Raw genomic sequence first — 19,243 nt, forward strand, 5'->3', positions numbered from 1 at the left:
GGGGTCGGCGCCGGCGAGGCCGCACGCCGGGGTGAGGACGACGTCGGCCAGCCCGGCGAGGGGCAGCCCCACCCGGCGCCACGGCTCCCGGACGGCCGCCACCAGCGCGTCGACGCCCGGCAGCGGTGAGGGGCCGACGAGGTCGAGCCCCGCCCACAGCCGCCGCCCCTCCTCGACCGCCACGGCGACCGACTCCCACGCCGCGGCGCCGAGCCGGGCGAGGTCGAGCGACAGCCCGTCGGCGCCCGAGGCGCGCAGGACGGGGACGGGCGCGTCGTCCGCGCAGGAGTGCACGACGACGTGCCGCGCCCCGGCGCCGCGGGCGGCGTCGACGACGGCGCGCAGGCCGACCTCGACCTCCTCGGCCGGCACGGGCTCGAGGTGCCCGAAGCCGCTGGAGCGGCGCAGGCGGCCGTCGAGCACCGCGGGGAGCGACGGCTCGTCCAGCTGCAGCACGAGCTCCGCCCCCGGGACGGCGCGGGACACCTCGGCGAGGTGCTCGCGGACGCCCTCGGCGAGCGAGGCCACGACGTCGCGGCGGGCGCCGGCGTCGCTGGTCGACCGCTCGCCGCGGCCGAGCCGCACCGAGGCGGCCAGCGTCCACGGGCCCGCGACCTGGGCCTTGAGCTCGCCCCGCCAGCCGTCGGCGGCCTCCGCGAGGGCGTCGAGGTCCGAGCGGCGCAGGCTGCGGGCGCGCTCGAGGTCGCGCCCGGGGCGGTCGACGAAGCGCCACCCGGAGGGCTGCAGGTCCACGGGCAGGCCGACGAGCAGCGCGGCAGTGCGCCCGACCATCTCGGCGCCGGGGCCGCGGCCGGGCATCTCGACGACGTGCGGCAGGCCGGGGGCCGGGCCCAGCTCCCCGACGACGGTCCGCGCCGCCTCGAGCGGGTCCTGCTCCGGCCACGAGCCGGTGCCGCTCAGCCGCCCCCGCAGCGCGGCAGTGGGCTCCGCGTCCGGGACTGCCCCCTGCGGGTCGTCGGGGCTCGGGGAGGGCGCGCCGGTGGTCACGCCGCGACGGTAGCCGCGGCGCCGGGCGCCCCCGGACCCGCCGGCGGCCGGCGCGCGCACCCCGCGGGGCCTCAGGCGGCGCGCTCGACCGTGGCCGAGCCGACGACCCGGGTGCCGTCGTAGAGGGCGACGGTCTGGCCCGGGGCGACGCCGCGGACCGGCTCCGCCAGGTCGACCACGAGCGGGTCCGTGCCGGCCAGGACGCACGGCACCTCGGCGCCGTGCGCGCGCAGCTGGGCCCCCAGCCGGTGCCCCGCGGCCGGGGGCGGCCCGGCCCACACCGGGGGGCCGCCGACGACGCGGGTGCGCTCGAGGCGCTCGGCGGGCCCGACGACGACGTCGCCCGACGCGACGGACAGCGAGAGCACGTAGCGCGGCTTCCCGTCGGCGGCCGGCCGGCCCACCCGCAGGCCCCGGCGCTGGCCGACGGTGAAGCCCGCCGCGCCGTCGTGCTCCCCGAGGACGGCACCGTCCTCGTCGCGCACCAGGCCGGGGCGGCGCGGCACGCGCTCGGCGAGCCAGGCCCGCGTGTCCCCGCCGGGGACGAAGCAGATGTCGTGGCTGTCGGGCTTCTCGGCGACCGCGAGGCCCCGCTGCGCCGCCTCCTCGCGCACCTCCGCCTTGGAGCCGACGTCGCCGAGGGGCAGCAGCGCCCGCGCCAGGCGCTCGGGCGGGAGGACGGCGAGCACGTAGGACTGGTCCTTCGCCGCGTCGCGCGCGCGGTGCAGGGTCGGCGGCCCGCCGTCGGCGGAGGGCTCCAGCCGCGCGTAGTGGCCCGTGGCCAGGGCGTCGAAGCCGAGCGCCAGGGCGCGGTCGAGCAGGGCGGCGAACTTGACCCGCTCGTTGCAGCGCACGCACGGGTTGGGCGTGCGCCCGGCCGCGTACTCGGCGGTGAAGTCGTCGACGACGTCGGCCTGGAAGCGCTCGGAGAGGTCCCACACGTAGAAGGGGATGCCGAGGACGTCGGCGGCCCGGCGGGCGTCGCCGGCGTCCTCCACCGTGCAGCAGCCGCGGGCCCGGGCGGGCGCCGGGCCCGGCGCGCGGTCCCCGGCGGCGCCGCGCGAGAGGGCGAGGTGGACGCCGACGACGTCGTGCCCGGCGTCGACGGCGCGGGCGGCCGCGACCGCCGAGTCGACGCCGCCGCTCATGGCGGCCAGGACCCGCACGGCTCAGACCCCCGCCGCCACGGTCGGCCGGGTCGCCGCCCGGGCCCGTCGGGCGGCGGCGACGACCTCGGGCAGGACGGCGACGAGCCGGTCGACGTCCTCGGCCGTGCTCGTGCGCCCGAGGCTCACCCGCAGCGCCCCCCGCGCGTCGTCGTCGGGCACGCCCATGGCCGCGAGCACGTGGCTGGGCCGCAGCGCCCCCGCGCTGCAGGCGCTGCCGGTGGAGACGGCGACGTCGCGCGCGTCGAGGAGGTAGAGCAGCGCGTCGCCGTCGCAGCCCGGCAGCGTGAGCATCGCCGTGCCGGGCAGCGAGGCGCCCGGCCGCTCGTCGCCGCGCAGCGCGGCGTCGGGGACGGCGGCCCGCACGCCCGCGAGCAGGCGCGCCCGCAGGTCGGCGAGCCGCGGCGCCTCGGCGTGCCGGTCGCGCGCCGCCGCCTCGAGCGCCGTCGAGAGCCCGGCCGCGAGGGCCACGGCCGAGGTGCCCGAGCGCAGCCCGCGCTCCTGGCCTCCCCCGCGCACCAGGGGCGCGAGGGCCTGCCCGCGGCGCAGCAGCAGCGCGCCCGTGCCCACGGGCGCCCCGACCTTGTGGCCCGAGACCGACAGGGCCGCCAGCCCGCTCGCGGCGAGGTCGACCTCCTGGGTGGCGGGCGCCTGCACGGCGTCGCTGTGGACGGGGACGCCGTGGGCCGCCGCCAGGCGGACGACCTCCTCCAGCGGCTGCAGGACGCCGGTCTCGTTGTTGGCCCACATGGTGCTGACGAGCGCCGTCGCCCCGGCGTGACGCTCGAGCTCGGCCGCGAGCGCGTCGGTCCGCAGCCGTCCGCGCTCGTCGACCGGCAGCAGGACGAGCTCCGCGCCCTCCGCGGCCCCCAGCCCGCGGGCGGGCTCGAGGACGGCGGGGTGCTCGACGGCGCTGACGAGGACGCGCCGGCGCGCCGGGTCCTCGGCGCGCCGGGCGCGGTACAGGCCGGTGACGGCGAGGGCGTCGGCCTCCGTGCCGCCCGAGGTGAGGACGACCTCGTCGGCGCCGGCCCCGAGGGAGGCGGCCACCCGCTCGCGCGACTCCTCGAGCAGGCGGCGCGCGGCCCGGCCCTCGGCGTGCGCCGACGAGGCGTTGCCGGTGAGGGACAGGGCGCGCAGGACGGCCTCGGCGGCCTCGGGGAGCACCGGGGCGCTGGCGGCGTGGTCGGCGTAGACGCGCGCCGGCCGCTCGGCCGGGCGCCCGTCGGGGCTGCTGGCGCTCACCGCCCCGAGGGTAGACGCGCCGCGGGGGCCCTCCCGGACCGGACGAGGACGGGAGGGGCGCCGAGGGGGCGGGGGCGGCCTGCGGCCCAGCCCCCGGACCTCAGCCCGCGAGCCTCAGCCCCGAGCCTCAGCCCCCGGGCGTCAGCCCTGGCGCAGGACGGCGAGGAAGCGGGCGACCTCCGCCCGGAGGACCTCGGCGAGCTGGGACAGGCCCTGGGCGCCGTCGGCCGCGGCGCCGTGCGGGCCGCCGTCGACCGCGACGGAGACGCCCTCGACCATGGCGTCCATCTCGCGGACCGTGTCGCTGATGCGCGACATCACCGAGGTGCTCGTCGCGGCGACCGACTGGACGGCGTCGACCTGGGCGGTGACCTCGTCGGTGGCGCCGAAGGTCTGGTCGGCCAGCTGCTTGACCTCGGAGGCGACGACGGCGAAGCCGCGGCCCGCCGCCCCGGCCCGGGCGGCCTCGATGGTGGCGTTGAGGGCGAGCAGCCGGGTCTGCCCCGCCACCTGCGAGATGAGCGTGACGACCTGCTGGATCTGCTGCGAGGACTGCTCGAGCCGCCCGACGGCGTCGCGCGCGTCCTCGGCCTCGCGGACGGCGAGGGCGGCGGAGCCGGACAGGCTCGCCGCGGACGCGCTGAGCTCGGTCGCGGCGGCCGCCACGGTCTGGGAGACCGACATGACGGTCGCCTCGAACTCGTCGGCGAGGTGGAGCCGGGCGTCGGCCACCTCCTGCGCCCGCGCCGCCGCGGCGGCCATGGACTCGCGGGCGCCGTCGATCGTGCGGGCGCCGCCGGCGAAGGCGCCGGGCATGCCGGTGAGGAGGAACTGCCGGTGGAACCGGCCCTCGCTGGCCGCCTCGAGGGAGGCCGCCGACTCGCGCACGTAGGCGTCCGTGCGGTCGATGAAGCGGTTGAGCTCGTGGCGCAGGAGGACGAGGTCGGCGTCGTCCTCGGTGCCGGGCACGTGCCGGACGCGGGCCTCGAGGTCGCCCGCCGCCACGAGGCGGCAGACGCGCAGCATCTCCTGGACGGCGGCGGCGGAGGCGGTGGAGGCGGTGGACGTCGGCGACGAGGCCGCCCGGCCACGGCCCCTCACGCCCAGCCCCCTCACGCCGCGCTCCGCAGGCCTGCGCGGGCGGCGGGCGCCGTCCGCGCGGAGCCGGCGAGGCTCCACAGGAAGCGGTCGTAGTCCAGGCCGCGCTCGGCCAGCTCGGCCTCGAGGAGGCGGGTCGACGCGGCGATGGCGTCGGCGGGGCGCGGGTGGCGCGCCTCCTCCTGCAGGAGCCGGGCGTACAGGGGGCGGATCTCGGCGAGCGCGCTGGCGCTCGGCAGGCGCCGGTTGGAGTGGTAGCCGATGACGGCGCCGTCCGCGCCGCGGCTCGGCGTCACGTGCGCGAGCACCCAGTAGTGCGCGCCGTCGCCGGCGAGGTTGATGACGTAGGCGAAGAGCTCGCGGCCCTCGCGCAGGGTGTCCCAGAGCAGGCGGAAGACGCAGCGCGGCATCTCGGGGTGGCGGATCATGCTGTGCGGCTGCCCGAGCATGGCCTCCTCGGGGTAGGCCGAGACGCGCAGGAAGACGTCGTTGGCGTAGGTGAGCCGCCCCTGCAGGTCGGTCTTGGTGACGATCACCTCGTCCTCGCCGAAGCGGCGCTCCACGCCGGTGGGCACCACGCTCGTCGGTCGCACTGCACGCTCCTGTCCCGGCACCCGTGGACGGGTCCGTGCGGGGCCGCCCGGCCCCCTCGCGGGGCCGCGCCTCGAGGTCCGCATCGGCGGGCCGCAGGGCGGACTTGAGGCTCATCTCCCCGTGGGCGGAGGACGGGCGCGCCCGTCGGCGGGCGCGCCGGGCGTCAGCCCGCGGGGGCGCCGGCTCCCCCGCCGGTCCGGCCGCGACGACGGGCGGCGAAGGCGCCCATGCGCCGCGCGCGCTCGGGCCCGGCGAAGAGCTCGGTGAACAGCCGCCGCTCGAGCGCCAGGCCGTCGGCGAGGGCGAGCGCCAGACCCTCGTCGACGGCCCGGCCGGCGGCGCGCAGCGCGTCGCGCGGCCCGGCCGCGGCGTAGCGGGCGGCCCGGGCGAGCGCGGCGCCCAGGGCCTCCCCCGGCGGCACGACCTCGTCCACGAGCCCGAGGCGCAGGGCCTCCTCGGCGCCGACCGGCGCGCCCGACCACAGGAGGTCCTTGGCGCGGGAGGGGCCGACGAGCCGGGCGAGGCGCTGGGTGCCGCCCGCGCCCGGCAGCACGCCGAGCCCGACCTCGGGCAGGCCCAGCCGGGCGTCCTGCGCGCACACCCGCACGTCGCAGGCCAGCGCCAGCTCGAGGCCGCCGCCGAGGGCGGCTCCCTCGACCGCGGCGACGACGGGCACGCGCACGGCCGCGACGGCGTCCGTGAAGGCCTGGAGCGCGGGCGCCCGGACGGCCATCTCCTCCCCCGTCATGGCGGCCATCTCGTGGACGTCGGCGCCCGCCCCGAAGACCGCGCCGCCGGTGACGACGACGGCGCGGACGTCCTCGCGCGCGTCGGCCTCGCGCGCCAGCGCCGCCACGAGGTCCTGGGCGGCGGCGTCCAGGGCGTTGACCGGCGGCCGCCGCAGCCGCAGGACGGCGACGCCGTCGTCGCGGCTCTCGAGCAGCGCGGCGGGCGCCGCGTCCGGCCCGGTGCCGCCGTCCGCCCGCGACCCCTCGTGCGCACCCACCACGGCCACCTCCGCTGCGACGGGCCGCACGGCCGCGCGGCGCCGGCACGACGCTAGACGGACGGCGCCGGACGGACGGCGGGAGGACGGGGCGCGGACCGGTGGCACAGTGGTCGGCCGTGCCTGCCGATGAGACCAGCGTGAGCAGCACCCCGCCGTCGACGTCGGACGCCCTCCCGCGCAGCCGTCCCGCCCCCCTGGGGCTCCACCTCGTCCCGGGCGGCGCGAGCGCCGCCGTGTACGCCCCGCACGCCGAGCGCGTCGAGGTGTGCCTGCTGGACGACGACGGCGCTGGCGGCTGGGCCGAGCGCCGCGTGCCGCTGACCGGGCGCACCCACGGCGTCTGGCACGGCCTCGTGCCGGGGGTGGGTGCCGGGCAGCGCTACGGGCTGCGCGCGCACGGCCCGTGGGAGCCCGAGCGCGGCCACCGCTTCAACGGCGCCAAGCTGCTCCTCGACCCCTACGCGCGCGGGCTGGCGGACGAGGTGCGGCTCGAGGCGGCGCACTTCGGCCACGAGGTCGACGAGGGCTGGCGCCCCGTCGACGGCCCGGCCGGCGCCGGCGGCGCGCGGCGGCGCAGCGCGAGCGACTCCCTCGCCTGCGCGCCCCACGGCGTGCTCCTCCCGCAGCGGCGGGCCGACCCGGCGCAGCGCCCGGGCACCCCCTGGTCGGAGACGGTCGTCTACGAGGCCCACGTGCGCGGGCTCACCATGCGCCACCCCGACGTGCCGCCGGAGCTGCGCGGCACCTACGCCGCCCTGGGGCACCCCGCCGTCGTCGCGCACCTGCGCGACCTCGGCGTCACGGCGCTGGAGCTCCTGCCCGTGCAGGCCGTCGCCGAGGAGCCGTGGCTCGCCCGGCGCGGGCGCCGCAACGCCTGGGGCTACAGCACCCTGTCCTACTTCGCCCCCGCCCCCCGGTACGCGAGCGCCGCGGCCCGCGCCGCCGGCCCCGCGGCGGTGGAGGCCGAGCTGGCCGGCGCCGTCGAGGCGCTGCACGCGGGTGGCCTCGAGGTCCTCCTCGACGTCGTCTACAACCACACGTGCGAGGGCGGCGTCGAGGGCCCGACCCTGTCCTTCCGCGGCCTCGACGCCGGCGCGTACTACCGCCTCGACGCCGCCGGCCTCGACGTCGACGTCAGCGGGTGCGGCGGGACCCTCGACGCCTCCTCGGCCCGGGTCGTCGGCCTCGTCATGGACTCCCTGCGCCACTGGGTGCAGGCCTACGGCGTCGACGGCTTCCGCTTCGACCTCGCGCCCGCCCTGGCGCGGGGGCGCGACGTCGCGGCCTTCGACCCCGAGCACCCCTTCCTCGTCGCGGCGCGCCAGGACCCGGTGCTGGCCGACGTCAAGCTCGTCGCCGAGCCGTGGGACGTCGGCCCCGGCGGCTGGCGGACGGGCCAGTTCCCGCCGCCCTTCGCCGAGTGGAACGACCGCTACCGCGACGACGTCCGCAGCTTCTGGCTGGCAGACGCCGCCCGCGCCCGCGCCGGGGGCCGCCCCGACGCCGGCGTGCGCCACCTCGCCACCCGCCTGGCCGGCTCGGCCGACCTCTTCGCGCACGGGGCGAGCACCGACGCCTCCCGGCGCGGGCCGCTGGCGTCGGTCAACCTCCTCGCCGCGCACGACGGCTTCACGCTCGCCGACGCCTGCGCCTACGAGTCGAAGCACAACGAGGGCAACGGCGAGGACAACCGGGACGGCCACGGGGACAACCGGTCCGACAACCACGGCGTCGAGGGCCCGACCTCGGACGAGGCCGTGCTCGGCGCGCGGCGCCGCTCGGTGCGCAACCTCCTCGGCACGCTGCTGCTGTCCACGGGCACGCCGATGCTCCTCGGCGGCGACGAGCTGCTGCGCACGCAGGACGGCAACAACAACGCCTACGTCGTCGACGACGAGGGCGTGTGGCTCGACTGGCCGGCCCTGCGCCGCGGCGGGGCGCCCGCCGACCTCCTGGCGACGACGCGCCACCTCCTGGCCCTGCGGCGCGAGCACCCCGCGCTGCGCCAGGACACCTTCCTGTCCGGGCGACCGGTCCACGCCGACGGCACGACCGACCTGGCGTGGTTCGCGCCCGACGGGCGCCCGATGACCGAGGACCGCTGGCACGAGGCGCAGCTGCGCACGCTGCAGATGTTCCTCCACGGGGACCCGGTGGCCCACCGCTCGCTGCTCGTCGTCCTGCACTCGGGCGCGGGCCCCGTGCCGGTGCGCCTGCCGGAGGAGCCCTGGGCGCGCCGCTGGGAGCTGCTGTGGGACAGCACCTGCGAGCGCCCCGAGGACGTCGTGCCGCACGTCGCCGAGCCCGGCGAGCAGGTCGAGCTCGGGCCCACGTCGCTGCGCGTCTACGCCGCCGAGCGCCCGTAGGCGCCTCCGGACGGCGCCCCCGGACGGCGCCCCCGGACGGCGCTCCCGGACGACGAGGGCCCCGCCCGACGAGTCGGACGGGGCCCGGCGCCGCGGCCGCGGCGCGCGGGTCAGGCGTTGGCGACGAGCCCCAGCTCGGTCGGCGCCGCGAGGAGCTCGTGGCGCGGCAGGACGCGCACCGTGTAGCCGACCGGCCCGGTGCGGCGCAGCGGGACCTCGCCGGCGTAGGAGTGCCGGCCGTCCTCCAGCGCCTCGACGTGGCGGAGGCGCACGGTGCCGGTGGCCACGAGGTCGTCGGCGCTCGTCACCCGCCCGTGGACGACCTGCACCTCGACGTCCTCGGGCGCGAGCGACCCGAGGGAGACGTAGGCCCGGACGCCGAGGACGTCGCCGAGCAGCGGGTCGTCGGTGAGGCCGACGGACTCGGCGTGGTCGACGCGCACGCCGCCCCAGCCGCCCCGCACGTGCTCCACCCACGTGGCGAGGCGGCGCGCCCCGGCGTGGCCCTCGGCCGCCACGGCCCGGCCGCTCGCGGCGGCGGGCACGTAGAGGCGCTCGACGTACTCGGCGACCATCCGCGTGGCCAGCACCTTCGGCCCGAGCACCGACAGCGTGTGGCGGACCATCTCCAGCCACCGCGCGGGCGGCGCGCCGTCGGGGCCGGCGTCGTAGAAGCGCGGCGCCACCTGGTTCTCGACGAGGTCGTACAGCGCCGCCGCCTCCAGGTCGTCGCGCCGGTCCGGGTCCTCGACGCCGTCGGCCGTGGGGATGGCCCAGCCGTTCTCGCCGTCGAACCACTCGTCCCACCACCCGTCGAGGATGGAGAGGTTGAGCCCGCCGTTGAGGGCGGCCTTCATGCCCGACGTCCCGCAGGCCTCCAGCGGCCGCAGCGGGTTGTTGAGCCAGACGTCGCAGCCCGGGTAGAGGGACTGCGCCATGCCGATGTCGTAGTCGGGCAGGAAGACGATGCGGTGGCGCACCGCCGGGTCGTCGGCGAAGCGGACGAGCTGCTGGATGAGGGCCTTGCCCGAGTCGTCGGCCGGGTGCGACTTGCCGGCGATGACGAGCTGGACGGGCCGGGTCGGGTGCAGCAGCAGGGCCTTGAGCCGCTCGGGGTCGCGCAGCATGAGGGTGAGCCGCTTGTACGTCGGCACGCGGCGGGCGAAGCCCATGGTGAGCACGCCGTCGTCCATGACCTCGTCCACCCAGCCCAGCTCGGCGGCCGAGGCGCCCCGCTCGAGCCAGGACGCCCGCAGCCGGCGGCGCACCTCGGCGACGAGGGAGGCCCGCATGGCGCGCCGCGCCTCCCACAGGCGGTCGGCGGGGACGTCCGCCGCCGCGGCCCAGGCCTCCACGTGGCGGGTCGGGTAGGCGCCGGCGGTCTCCTGCAGGAGGTCGTCGAGGCGGCGGTCGACCCACGTCGGCGCGTGGACGCCGTTGGTCACCGACGTGATGGGCACCTCGTCGGCGTCCAGGCCGGGCCACAGCCCGTCGAACATGCCGCGGCTGACGTCGCCGTGGAGCTGGGAGACGCCGTTCGCGCGCTGCGCGAGGCGCAGGCCCATGACGGCCATGTTGAAGATGCCGGGCTGGCCGCCCGGGTAGTCCTCCGCGCCGAGCGCGAGGAGGCGGTCGCCGTCGACGGCGGGCACCGCGGCCGTGACGTAGGCGCGCACCTGCTCGGCGTCGAAGCGGTCGATGCCCGCGGGCACGGGCGTGTGCGTCGTGAAGACGGTGGCCGCGCGGCCCGCCTGCAGGGCGGCCTCGAGCCCGAGCCCGGCGCCCAGCGCCTCGCCGATGCGCTCGACACCGAGGAAGCCGGCGTGGCCCTCGTTGGTGTGGAAGACCTCCGGCGCCGGGGCGCCCGTCAGGCGCGACCACAGGCGCAGCGCCCGGACGCCGCCGATGCCGAGCAGCATCTCCTGCAGGAGGCGCTTCTCGCCGCCGCCGCCGTAGAGGCGGTCGGTCGTCGCCCGCAGGTCGGGGTCGTTCTCCTCGACCTGCGAGTCGAGGAGCAGCAGGGGCACGCGGCCGACGTCGGCGCGCCACACGTGCGCGTGCAGCGTGCGGTCGCCGGGCAGGGCGAGGGAGACGCGGCAGGGGGTGCCGTCGGCCTCCCGCAGCTGGGAGAGCGGCAGCCCCGCCGGATCGAGCACGGGGTAGGTCTCGGTCTGCCAGCCGTCGCGCGAGAGCGACTGGCGGAAGTAGCCCTGCTGGTAGAGCAGGCCGACGCCGACGATCGGGACGCCGAGGTCGGAGGCCGCCTTGAGGTGGTCGCCGGCGAGGATGCCGAGACCGCCGGAGTACTGGGGCAGCACGGAGGTGACGCCGAACTCCGGCGAGAAGTAGGCCACCGCGGCGGGGCCGCCGCCCTCCCAGCCGGACGTCGCGCCCTGGTACCAGCGCGGCTCGGTGAGGTAGGTGTCGAGGTCGGCCTCGGCGGCGCGGACGCGGGCGACGAGCGCCTCGTCGGCGGCGAGCTCGGCGAGGCGGTCGGGGCCCACCTCGGCGAGGAGCGCGACCGGGTCGTGGCCGACCTGCTCCCAGACCGCGGGGTCGACCTCGCGGAACAGGTCCTGGGTCGGCGGGTGCCAGGACCAGCGCAGGTTGTGCGCCAGCCGGCCGAGGGCGGCCAGCGGCGCGGGCAGGGCGGTGCGGACGGTGAACCGTCGGATCGCTCTCACGGCCGCGCAGGCTAGCCACCACCGGCCGCCAGGTCTCCCCTCGCCCACCAGCCGGTCGTCCCGCCCCGGCGCAGCCGCGGACCTCCCGCGCCCACGTGTGGGTCGGCGCCGCTCTCGGTAGGTTCGCCGCCGTGCCGACCTCGCGACGCCAGACCCCCGACCGCGCGGCCCCCCGTCCGCCCGCCGGCGCCGCGCCGGGCGCCGCGGACGACGACCTCGCCGCACCGGCGCCCTCGACGGCCTCCGCCGCCGTCGACGCCCCCGCCGGCCCGTCGCCCGCCACCGCCTCGCCCTCGTGCGTGATGGGCCGCATCCCGGTCGTCGACCTCGCGCCCGTCGTCGACGGGGGCCGCTGGCCGGCGCGCGCCGTCGTCGGCGAGGCCGTCCCCGTCACGGCCACCGTGTTCCGGGAGGGCCACGACGCCGTCTCCGCCGAGGCGGTGCTCCTGCGGCCCGACGGCACCGAGGCCTCCCGCACGCGCATGACCTGCACCAACCCGGGCCTCGACGCCTGGCGCACCGACGTCGTCCCCGACGCGACCGGCGAGTGGTCCTTCCGCGTCGAGGCGTGGTCGGACCCGTACGCGACGTGGGAGCACGGCGCCCGGGTGAAGGTCGAGACGCCGGGCGTGAGCGACGCCGACGTCGAGCTCGCGCTCGCCGACGGCGCCCTCGTGCTCGAGCGCGCCGCCGCCGTGCCCGGGCGCAGCGCCGACGACGTGGACCACCTCCTCGCCGGCGCGCGCGGCCTGCGCGACGAGGGACGCCCGCTCGCGGCGCGCTTCGCCGCCGGCGCCTCCGCCGAGGTGGAGGGCGCCCTGGCGCGCCTCCCCCTGCGCGACCTCGTCACCCCGACGCCGGACGCCCGCCTCGTGGTGCAGCGCCCCCTGGCCCTCGCCGGGTCCTGGTACGAGCTCTTCCCGCGCTCGGAGGGCGCGTACTACGACGAGGCCGCGGGCCGCTGGGTCTCCGGCACCCTGCGCACGGCCGCCGAGCGCCTGCCCGCGCTCGCCGACCAGGGCTACGACGTCGTCTACCTGACGCCCGTGCACCCCATCGGCCGCACCTTCCGCAAGGGGCGCAACAACACCCTGGACGCGACCGAGGAGGACCCGGGCTCGCCCTACGCCATCGGGTCCGAGGACGGCGGGCACGACGCGATCCACCCCGACCTCGGCACCTTCGAGGACTTCGACGCCTTCGTGGCCCGCGCCCGCGAGCTCGGCCTCGAGGTCGCCCTCGACCTGGCGCTGCAGTGCTCGCCCGACCACCCGTGGGTCCGCGAGCACCCCGAGTGGTTCGTCCAGCGCGCCGACGGGTCCATCGCCTACGCGGAGAACCCGCCGAAGAAGTACCAGGACATCTACCCGCTCGACTTCGACCGCGACCCGGCGGGCATCTACGCCGAGGTCCTGCGCGTCGTCCTGCTGTGGGTCGAGCACGGGGTCACGCTCTTCCGCGTCGACAACCCCCACACCAAGCCGGTGGAGTTCTGGGAGTGGCTCATCGCGGAGGTGAACCGCGACCACCCGGACGTCATCTTCCTCGCCGAGGCCTTCACGCGGCCCGCGATGATGCACGGCCTCGCCAAGGCGGGCTTCCAGCAGAGCTACACCTACTTCACGTGGCGCAACACCAAGGAGGAGCTCACCGAGTACGGCACCGAGCTCACCGGCCCCTCGGCCGCGTACATGCGCCCGAGCTTCTGGCCGACGACGCACGACATCCTCACGCCCTTCATGAGCCAGAACGGGCGCCCCGCGTTCGAGCTGCGCGCCGTCCTCGCCGCGACCATGTCGCCGACCTGGGGGATCTACGCCGGCTACGAGCTCGTCGAGGACGTGCCGCGGCCGGGCGCCCAGGAGCAGATCGACAACGAGAAGTACCAGTACAAGCCGCGCGACTTCGACCGCGCGCTCGTCGAGGGCCGCAGCATCGCCCCGCTCCTGCAGCGCCTCAACGAGCTGCGCCGCGAGCACCCCGCGCTGCAGCGCCTGCGCGGCACGGTGTTCCACCCGACCGACGACGACCAGGTCATCGCCTACACCCGCCACCTGCCGGCGCACCTGTCGCCCACCGGCGAGGAGGACCTCGTCCTCGTCGTCGTCTGCCTCGACCCGCAGCAGTGGCACCAGACCTTCGTCCACCTCGACACCGACGCCCTCGGCCTGGCCTGGGACGAGCAGGTGCTGGCGGAGGACGGCCTCACCGGCGGGCGCTGGTCGTGGGGCCGCGACGTCTACGTCGACCTCGGCCCCGGCCGCCCCGCCCACGTCGCCGCCCTGCGCCGCGGGGGCGCCGCATGACCCCGCCTCCCCCGCCCGGCGCCACCACGACCACCCCCGGAGGCCCGATGACCGGCCAGACCCCGACCGGCCACCCCGCGACCGGTCCCCTGCCCACCGTCGGCGGCCCCGCCACCGGCTCGCTGCCCGTCCAGGGCGGCCCTGCGACCGGCCCCGTCGCCGTGGTGGGCGCGCCCGCCGGCGGCGGGGCGAGCGCCGGCGACGACGCGGGCCTGGCCGGCGGCACCGCCGCCGCGCTGGGCGCGGTCGGCGGCGGCCTGTCGGACGACCCCGACTGGTACCGCAAGGCGGTCTTCTACGAGGTCCTCGTCCGGGCCTTCGCCGACTCCAACGGCTCGGGCTCCGGCGACTTCACCGGGCTCATCGGGCGGCTGGACTACCTGCAGTGGCTGGGCGTCGACTGCCTGTGGCTGCCGCCCTTCTACGCCTCGCCCCTGCGCGACGGCGGGTACGACATCTCCGACTACTACTCGGTGCTGCCGGAGTTCGGCACGCTCGCCGACTTCACGGAGCTGGTGCAGCAGGCGCACAGCCGGGGCATCCGCATCGTCACCGACCTCGTGATGAACCACACGAGCGACGCGCACCCGTGGTTCCAGGCCAGCCGCAGCGACCCCGAGGGGCCCTACGGCGACTTCTACGTCTGGAGCGACACGACCGAGCGCTACGAGGACGCCCGGATCATCTTCGTCGACACCGAGACGTCGAACTGGACCTTCGACCCGGTGCGCCGCCAGTACTTCTGGCACCGCTTCTTCTCCCACCAGCCGGACCTCAACTTCGAGAACCCGGCCGTGGCCGAGGCGATGTTCGACGTCGTGCGCTTCTGGCTCGACCTCGGCATCGACGGCTTCCGCCTCGACGCCGTGCCCTACCTCTTCGAGGAGGAGGGCACCAACTGCGAGAACCTCCCGCGCACCCACGAGTTCCTCAAGGAGCTGCGGCGGATGGTCGACCGGGAGTTCCCCGGCCGGATCCTCCTCGCGGAGGCCAACCAGCCGCCGGAGGACGTCGTCGCCTACTACGGCGAGGCCGACGACCCCGAGTGCCACATGTGCTTCCACTTCCCCGTGATGCCGCGCCTGTACTCCTCGGTGCGCGAAGGCCGTGCGGCCCCCGTCCTCGACACGCTGGCCGACACCCCGGACATCCCGCGCGGCGGCCAGTGGGGCACCTTCCTGCGCAACCACGACGAGCTCACCCTCGAGATGGTCTCCACCGAGGAGCGCGCCGCCATGTACGGCTGGTACGCCCCCGACCCGCGCATGCGCGCCAACATCGGCATCCGCCGTCGCCTGGCGCCGCTCGTCGACGGCTCGCGGGCCGAGATCGAGCTCCTCCACGCGCTGCTGCTCTCCCTGCCGGGCTCGCCGTGCCTCTACTACGGCGACGAGATCGGCATGGGCGACAACATCTGGCTGGAGGACCGCGACGCCGTCCGCACGCCGATGCAGTGGACGCCCGACCGCAACGCGGGCTTCAGCACGGCCGACCCGGGCAAGCTCTACCTCCCGACGGTCCAGTCGCTCGTCTACAGCTACGGGGCCGTCAACGTCGAGGCGTCGCTCGCGACGTCGTCCTCGCTGCTGCACTGGGTGCGCGCGGTCCTCGCGCTGCGCAAGGAGCACCCCGTCTTCGGCCTCGGCGACTACGTGCCGCTGCACGCCGACAACCCGGCGGTGCTCGCGTTCCTGCGCGTCCTCGACGCCGGCTCCGCCCCGCCGGGGACGCCGCCCGAGACCGTCCTGTGCGTGGCCAACATGGCGGCGACCCCGCAGGCCAGCGCGCTGCGCCTGCCCGGCCGCGAGGGCCAGGAGCTGCGCGACCTCTTCGGCGGCAGCGGCTTCCCCCGCGTCGGCGAGGACGGCACGCTGCCGGTGACCCTCGGGGCCCGGGACTTCCTCTGGCTCTCGGTGGTGGACCGGTGAGCCCCGCGAGCGCCCCGGACGCCCTGCCGGAGGCCGAGCTGCTCGACCTGCTGCGGGCCTGGGCGCCGCAGCAGCGCTGGTACCCGGCCAAGGGCCGCGACGCCGTGCTCGAGCTCCTCGGGGTCGTCCCCCTGGAGGCCCCGGCCGGCGCGGCCGGGGGCCCGGCGGACTGCTCGCTGCACGTCGTCGCCGTGCGCACCGACGAGGGCGCCGCCGTCGTGCAGGTCCCGCTCGCGGTGCGCGCCGCCCCCCGCGAGGGCGCGTCCGACGCCTCCCTCGTGGGGCGCCTCGCCGACGGCCGCGCGGTCTACGACGGACCGGCTGACCCGACGTGCGTGGCCGCGCTGCTGGCGCTCATGGCGGGCGGGGCGACGACCGCCGGTGCCCCCGACGGCGGAGCCGGCACGGCCAGCACCGACGGCGGAGCCGGCACGGCCAGCACCGACGGCGGAGCCGGCACCGGCGCCACGGCCGCGGGCGCGGCCGGCGCGACGGGCACCCTGGCCCCGGGCGCGTCGCTCGACCCCTCGGCGGCCTCCCGCGTGCTCGGCGGGGAGCAGTCGAACACCAGCGTCGTCGTCGGCGCCGACGGCCCCGAGCCGGCCATCCTCAAGGTCTTCCGCGTCCTGTCGCCGGGCGAGAACCCCGACGTCGTCGTCGCGGCGGCGCTCTGGGGCGCCGGCTGCGCGCAGGTGGCGCGTCCGCTGGGCTGGGTCACCGGTGCGTGGACCGACGCGGACGGCACCCCGGTCACGGGCCACCTCGCCGTCGTCAGCGAGTTCCTCACCGGGGCCCAGGACGCCTGGCGCGAGGCCTGCCGGGCCGTCGAGGACGGGACGTCGTTCGCGGAGGGGGCGCGCACGCTCGGCCGCGCGACCGCCGAGGTGCACCGCGCCCTGGCCGACGCCTTCGGCCGCACCCCCGTCACCGAGGAGGGCCGCGGCGCCCTCGTCGAGGGGCTGCGCGAGCGCGTGCGCTGGGCCCTGCGCTCGGCGCCCGCCCTGGCGCCGCACCGGGCGGCCCTCGAGGCGCACGCGGCCTCGCTGGCCGACCTGCCCCCGGCCGAGGAGCTGCCCCCGCTCCAGCGGGTGCACGGCGACTACCACCTCGGCCAGGTGCTCTCGGTGCCCGGCCGCGGCTGGGTCGTCCTGGACTTCGAGGGCGAGCCCCTGCGCCCCCTGTCCGAGCGGGTGCGCCCCGACGTCGCCGTCCGCGACGTCGTCGGCATGCTCCGCTCGCTCGACTACGCCGGGGCGCACGTCGCCGCCGGCCGCCGCGACGAGGCGCTCGCCGCCCGCGCCGCCGCCTGGACGGCCGAGGCCGTCGACGCCTTCCTCGCCGGCGTCGCCGAGGTGGACGACGACCCCCGTGCCGCTCCCGGCACCGCTCTGTCCCGGGCCCTGCTGCTCGACAAGGCGCTGTACGAGGTCGTGTACGAGACCCAGCAGCGCCCGCAGTGGCTGCCCGTCCCCCTGGGGGCCGTCGAGCGCCTGCTCGGCGAGGCCCCCACCGACTCCCCCGAGGAGACCGCAGTGGACGACACCACCTCCCCCGCCGCCGGGGCGACCGGCGCCCCGCAGACGGCGTCGCGCCGCCCCGTGGACGGCGGCGCCCTCGACGCCGTCGCGCACGGCGCCCACCCCTTCCCCCATGACGTCCTGGGCCCGCACCCGCACGACGGCGCCGTCACCGTCCGCGTGCGGCGGCCCTTCGCCGAGCGCGTCGCCGTTACCACCGCGGCCGGGCGGACCGAGCTCGAGCACGAGCACGACGGCGTCTGGGTCGGCGTGCTGCCCGTGGCCGAGGTCCCCGACTACCGCGTCGAGTCGACGTGGCCGGGCGGCGGCACCGACGTCTCGGACGACCCGTACCGCTTCTGGCCGACGCTCGGCGAGGTCGACCTCCACCTCATCGGCGAGGGCCGCCACGAGCAGCTGTGGACGGTGCTCGGCGCGCGCGTCCTGCACTACCCCAGCGAGCTCGGCGACGTCACCGGCACGTCGTTCTCCGTGTGGGCCCCCCACGCGCGCGGCGTGCGCGTCGTCGGCGGCTTCAACCACTGGGACGGGCGCTCGCACGCGATGCGCTCGCTCGGGTCGAGCGGCGTCTGGGAGCTCTTCGTCCCGGGCGTGCGCGGCGGCGAGGTCTACAAGCTCGAGATCCAGGGCCAGGACGGCGTCTGGCGCCAGAAGGCCGACCCCATGGCCCGCCAGGCGGAGGTGCCGCCGGCCACCGGCTCGGTCGTGGCCGAGTCCTCCTACACCTGGTCCGACGACGCCTGGCTGGCCGAGCGCGCGGCCCGCGACCCGCACTCCGGCCCCATGAGCGTCTACGAGGTGCACCTCGGATCGTGGCGCCAGGGGCTGTCCTACACCGAGCTCGCCGAGCAGCTGGTCGGCCACGCGACGGCGCTGGGCTTCACGCACGTCGAGCTGCTGCCGGTGGCCGAGCACCCCTTCGGCGGCTCGTGGGGCTACCAGGTCACCTCCTACTACGCGCCGACGTCGCGCTTCGGCTCCCCCGACGAGTTCCGCCACCTCGTCGACGCCCTGCACGCGGCGGGCATCGGCGTCATCGTCGACTGGGTGCCCGGGCACTTCCCCAAGGACGAGTTCGCGCTGGCCCGCTTCGACGGCGAGCCGCTCTACGAGCACCCCGACCCCCGCAAGGGCGAGCACGTCGAGTGGGGCACGCTCGTGCCCGACTACGGCCGCCCCGAGGTGCGCAACTTCTTCGTGGCCAACGCCGTGTACTGGCTCGAGGAGTTCCACGTCGACGGCCTGCGGGTCGACGCCGTCGCCTCGATGCTCTACCTCGACTACTCGCGCACCGAGTGGGTGCCCAACCGCCACGGCGGCCGCGAGCACCTCGAGGCCATCGAGATGCTGCAGGAGTTCAACGCGGTGGCCTACCGCCGCGTCCCCGGCATCGTGACGATCGCCGAGGAGTCGACGGCGTGGCCGGGCGTCACCCGCCCGACCGACGCCGGCGGCCTGGGCTTCGGGCTGAAGTGGAACATGGGCTGGATGCACGACAGCCTCGACTACGTCGGCGAGGACCCGATGCACCGGGTCCACCACCACCACAAGCTGACGTTCTCGCTGGTCTACGCCTTCTCCGAGCAGTACGTGCTGCCCATCAGCCACGACGAGGTCGTGTACGGCAAGGGCTCCCTGCTGCGGAAGATGCCGGGCGACCGCTGGCAGCAGCTGGCCAACGTGCGCGCCTACCTGGCCTTCATGTGGGCCCACCCGGGCAAGCAGCTCCTCTTCATGGGCTCGGAGTTCGCCCAGGACGCCGAGTGGGGCGAGTCCCGCAGCCTCGACTGGTGGCACCTCGACGACCCGGGCCACCTGGGGGTGCAGAAGCTCGTCACCGAGCTCAACGCCCTCTACCGCGCGCACCCGCAGCTGTGGGAGCGCGACTTCGACGGCAGCGGCTTCGAGTGGCTCGACGCCGACGACGCGGGGCGCAACACCGTCTCCTTCGTCCGCCGGGACGCCGCGGGCCGCCCGCTCGTCGCCGTCGTCAACTTCGCCGGGCAGCCCCACGAGGGCTACCGCGTCGCGCTGCCGCAGGGCGGCGCCTGGCGCCAGGTCCTCAGCACCGACGACGTCGAGTTCGGCGGCTCGGGCGTGACGAACACCGGTCCGGTGCGGGCCGAGGACGTGCCGTGGAACGGCCGGCCGGCGTCCGCCGAGCTGCGCGTGCCCCCGCTGGGCGCCGTGTGGCTCGTGCCGGACGACGAGGACGAGCGCCTCGCGGTCGACGCCACGAGCTCGACCTCCTCGGCGTCGTCCTGACCGCTCAGGACCCGGCGCAGGGGGGGGAAGAGGAAA

The 19,243-nt window shown here is 77.4% G+C and carries 11 protein-coding genes; 4 read left to right on the forward strand and 7 right to left on the reverse strand.

The window, feature by feature from the left end; translation table 11 throughout:
- The 6 genes from WDV85_RS01465 to WDV85_RS01490 all read right to left on the reverse strand — a co-directional run.
- Positions 1–1,008: methionine synthase (locus WDV85_RS01465; protein WP_339568925.1), on the reverse strand; the 1,008-nt coding region annotated here is incomplete at its 3' end.
- A 71-nt stretch (positions 1,009–1,079) separates the two neighbouring features.
- Positions 1,080–2,174, reverse strand: coding sequence for a tRNA 2-thiouridine(34) synthase MnmA (mnmA, locus tag WDV85_RS01470; protein ID WP_339568926.1), 1,095 nt, complete (start codon positions 2,172–2,174; stop codon positions 1,080–1,082).
- A 3-nt stretch (positions 2,175–2,177) separates the two neighbouring features.
- Positions 2,178–3,419 carry a cysteine desulfurase family protein gene (locus WDV85_RS01475; protein WP_339568927.1) on the reverse strand — a complete coding sequence of 414 codons (1,242 nt, stop codon included), beginning with the start codon at positions 3,417–3,419 and terminating at the stop codon, positions 2,178–2,180.
- Between the two features lie 141 nt (positions 3,420–3,560).
- Complete coding sequence (locus WDV85_RS01480; RefSeq protein ID WP_339568928.1) at positions 3,561–4,520, reverse strand: methyl-accepting chemotaxis protein; 960 nt, start codon at positions 4,518–4,520, stop codon at positions 3,561–3,563.
- An 11-nt stretch (positions 4,521–4,531) separates the two neighbouring features.
- Entirely contained in the window at positions 4,532–5,110 is a 579-nt protein-coding gene (locus tag WDV85_RS01485) for a PAS domain-containing protein (protein ID WP_339568929.1), read from the reverse strand.
- A 164-nt stretch (positions 5,111–5,274) separates the two neighbouring features.
- On the reverse strand, positions 5,275–6,054 hold the full coding sequence (locus WDV85_RS01490) for an enoyl-CoA hydratase/isomerase family protein (RefSeq protein ID WP_445263165.1): 780 nt from the start codon (positions 6,052–6,054) through the stop codon (positions 5,275–5,277).
- Between the two features lie 203 nt (positions 6,055–6,257).
- Between WDV85_RS01490 and glgX the strand changes: the two genes are divergently transcribed.
- Positions 6,258–8,486, forward strand: coding sequence for a glycogen debranching protein GlgX (gene glgX, locus WDV85_RS01495; RefSeq protein ID WP_339568931.1), 2,229 nt, complete (start codon positions 6,258–6,260; stop codon positions 8,484–8,486).
- Positions 8,487–8,596: 110 nt separating this feature from the next.
- On the opposite strand, the gene glgP is transcribed toward glgX, so the two are convergent.
- On the reverse strand, positions 8,597–11,170 hold the full coding sequence (gene glgP, locus WDV85_RS01500; protein ID WP_339568932.1) for an alpha-glucan family phosphorylase: 2,574 nt from the start codon (positions 11,168–11,170) through the stop codon (positions 8,597–8,599).
- 302 nt (positions 11,171–11,472) lie between these two features.
- On the opposite strand from glgP, the gene WDV85_RS01505 reads away from it, so the two are divergent.
- Genes WDV85_RS01505 through glgB form a run of 3 tightly spaced genes read left to right on the forward strand, consistent with a single transcriptional unit; the run spans position 11,473 to position 19,207 of the window.
- Positions 11,473–13,476, forward strand: coding sequence for an alpha-1,4-glucan--maltose-1-phosphate maltosyltransferase (locus tag WDV85_RS01505; protein WP_445263166.1), 2,004 nt, complete (start codon positions 11,473–11,475; stop codon positions 13,474–13,476).
- Positions 13,477–13,523: 47 nt separating this feature from the next.
- The gene (gene treS, locus WDV85_RS01510) at positions 13,524–15,404 is read left to right on the forward strand and encodes a maltose alpha-D-glucosyltransferase (protein ID WP_339568934.1); all 1,881 of its coding nucleotides are present in this window, start codon (positions 13,524–13,526) and stop codon (positions 15,402–15,404) included.
- Entirely contained in the window at positions 15,401–19,207 is a 3,807-nt protein-coding gene (glgB, locus tag WDV85_RS01515) for a 1,4-alpha-glucan branching protein GlgB (RefSeq protein WP_339568935.1), read from the forward strand. Before treS ends, glgB begins: the two co-directional genes overlap by 4 nt.
- The last annotated feature ends 36 nt before the right edge of the window (positions 19,208–19,243 follow it).

It is taken from the genome of Pseudokineococcus sp. 5B2Z-1, assembly GCF_037482305.1.
Lineage (GTDB): Bacteria > Actinomycetota > Actinomycetes > Actinomycetales > Quadrisphaeraceae > Pseudokineococcus.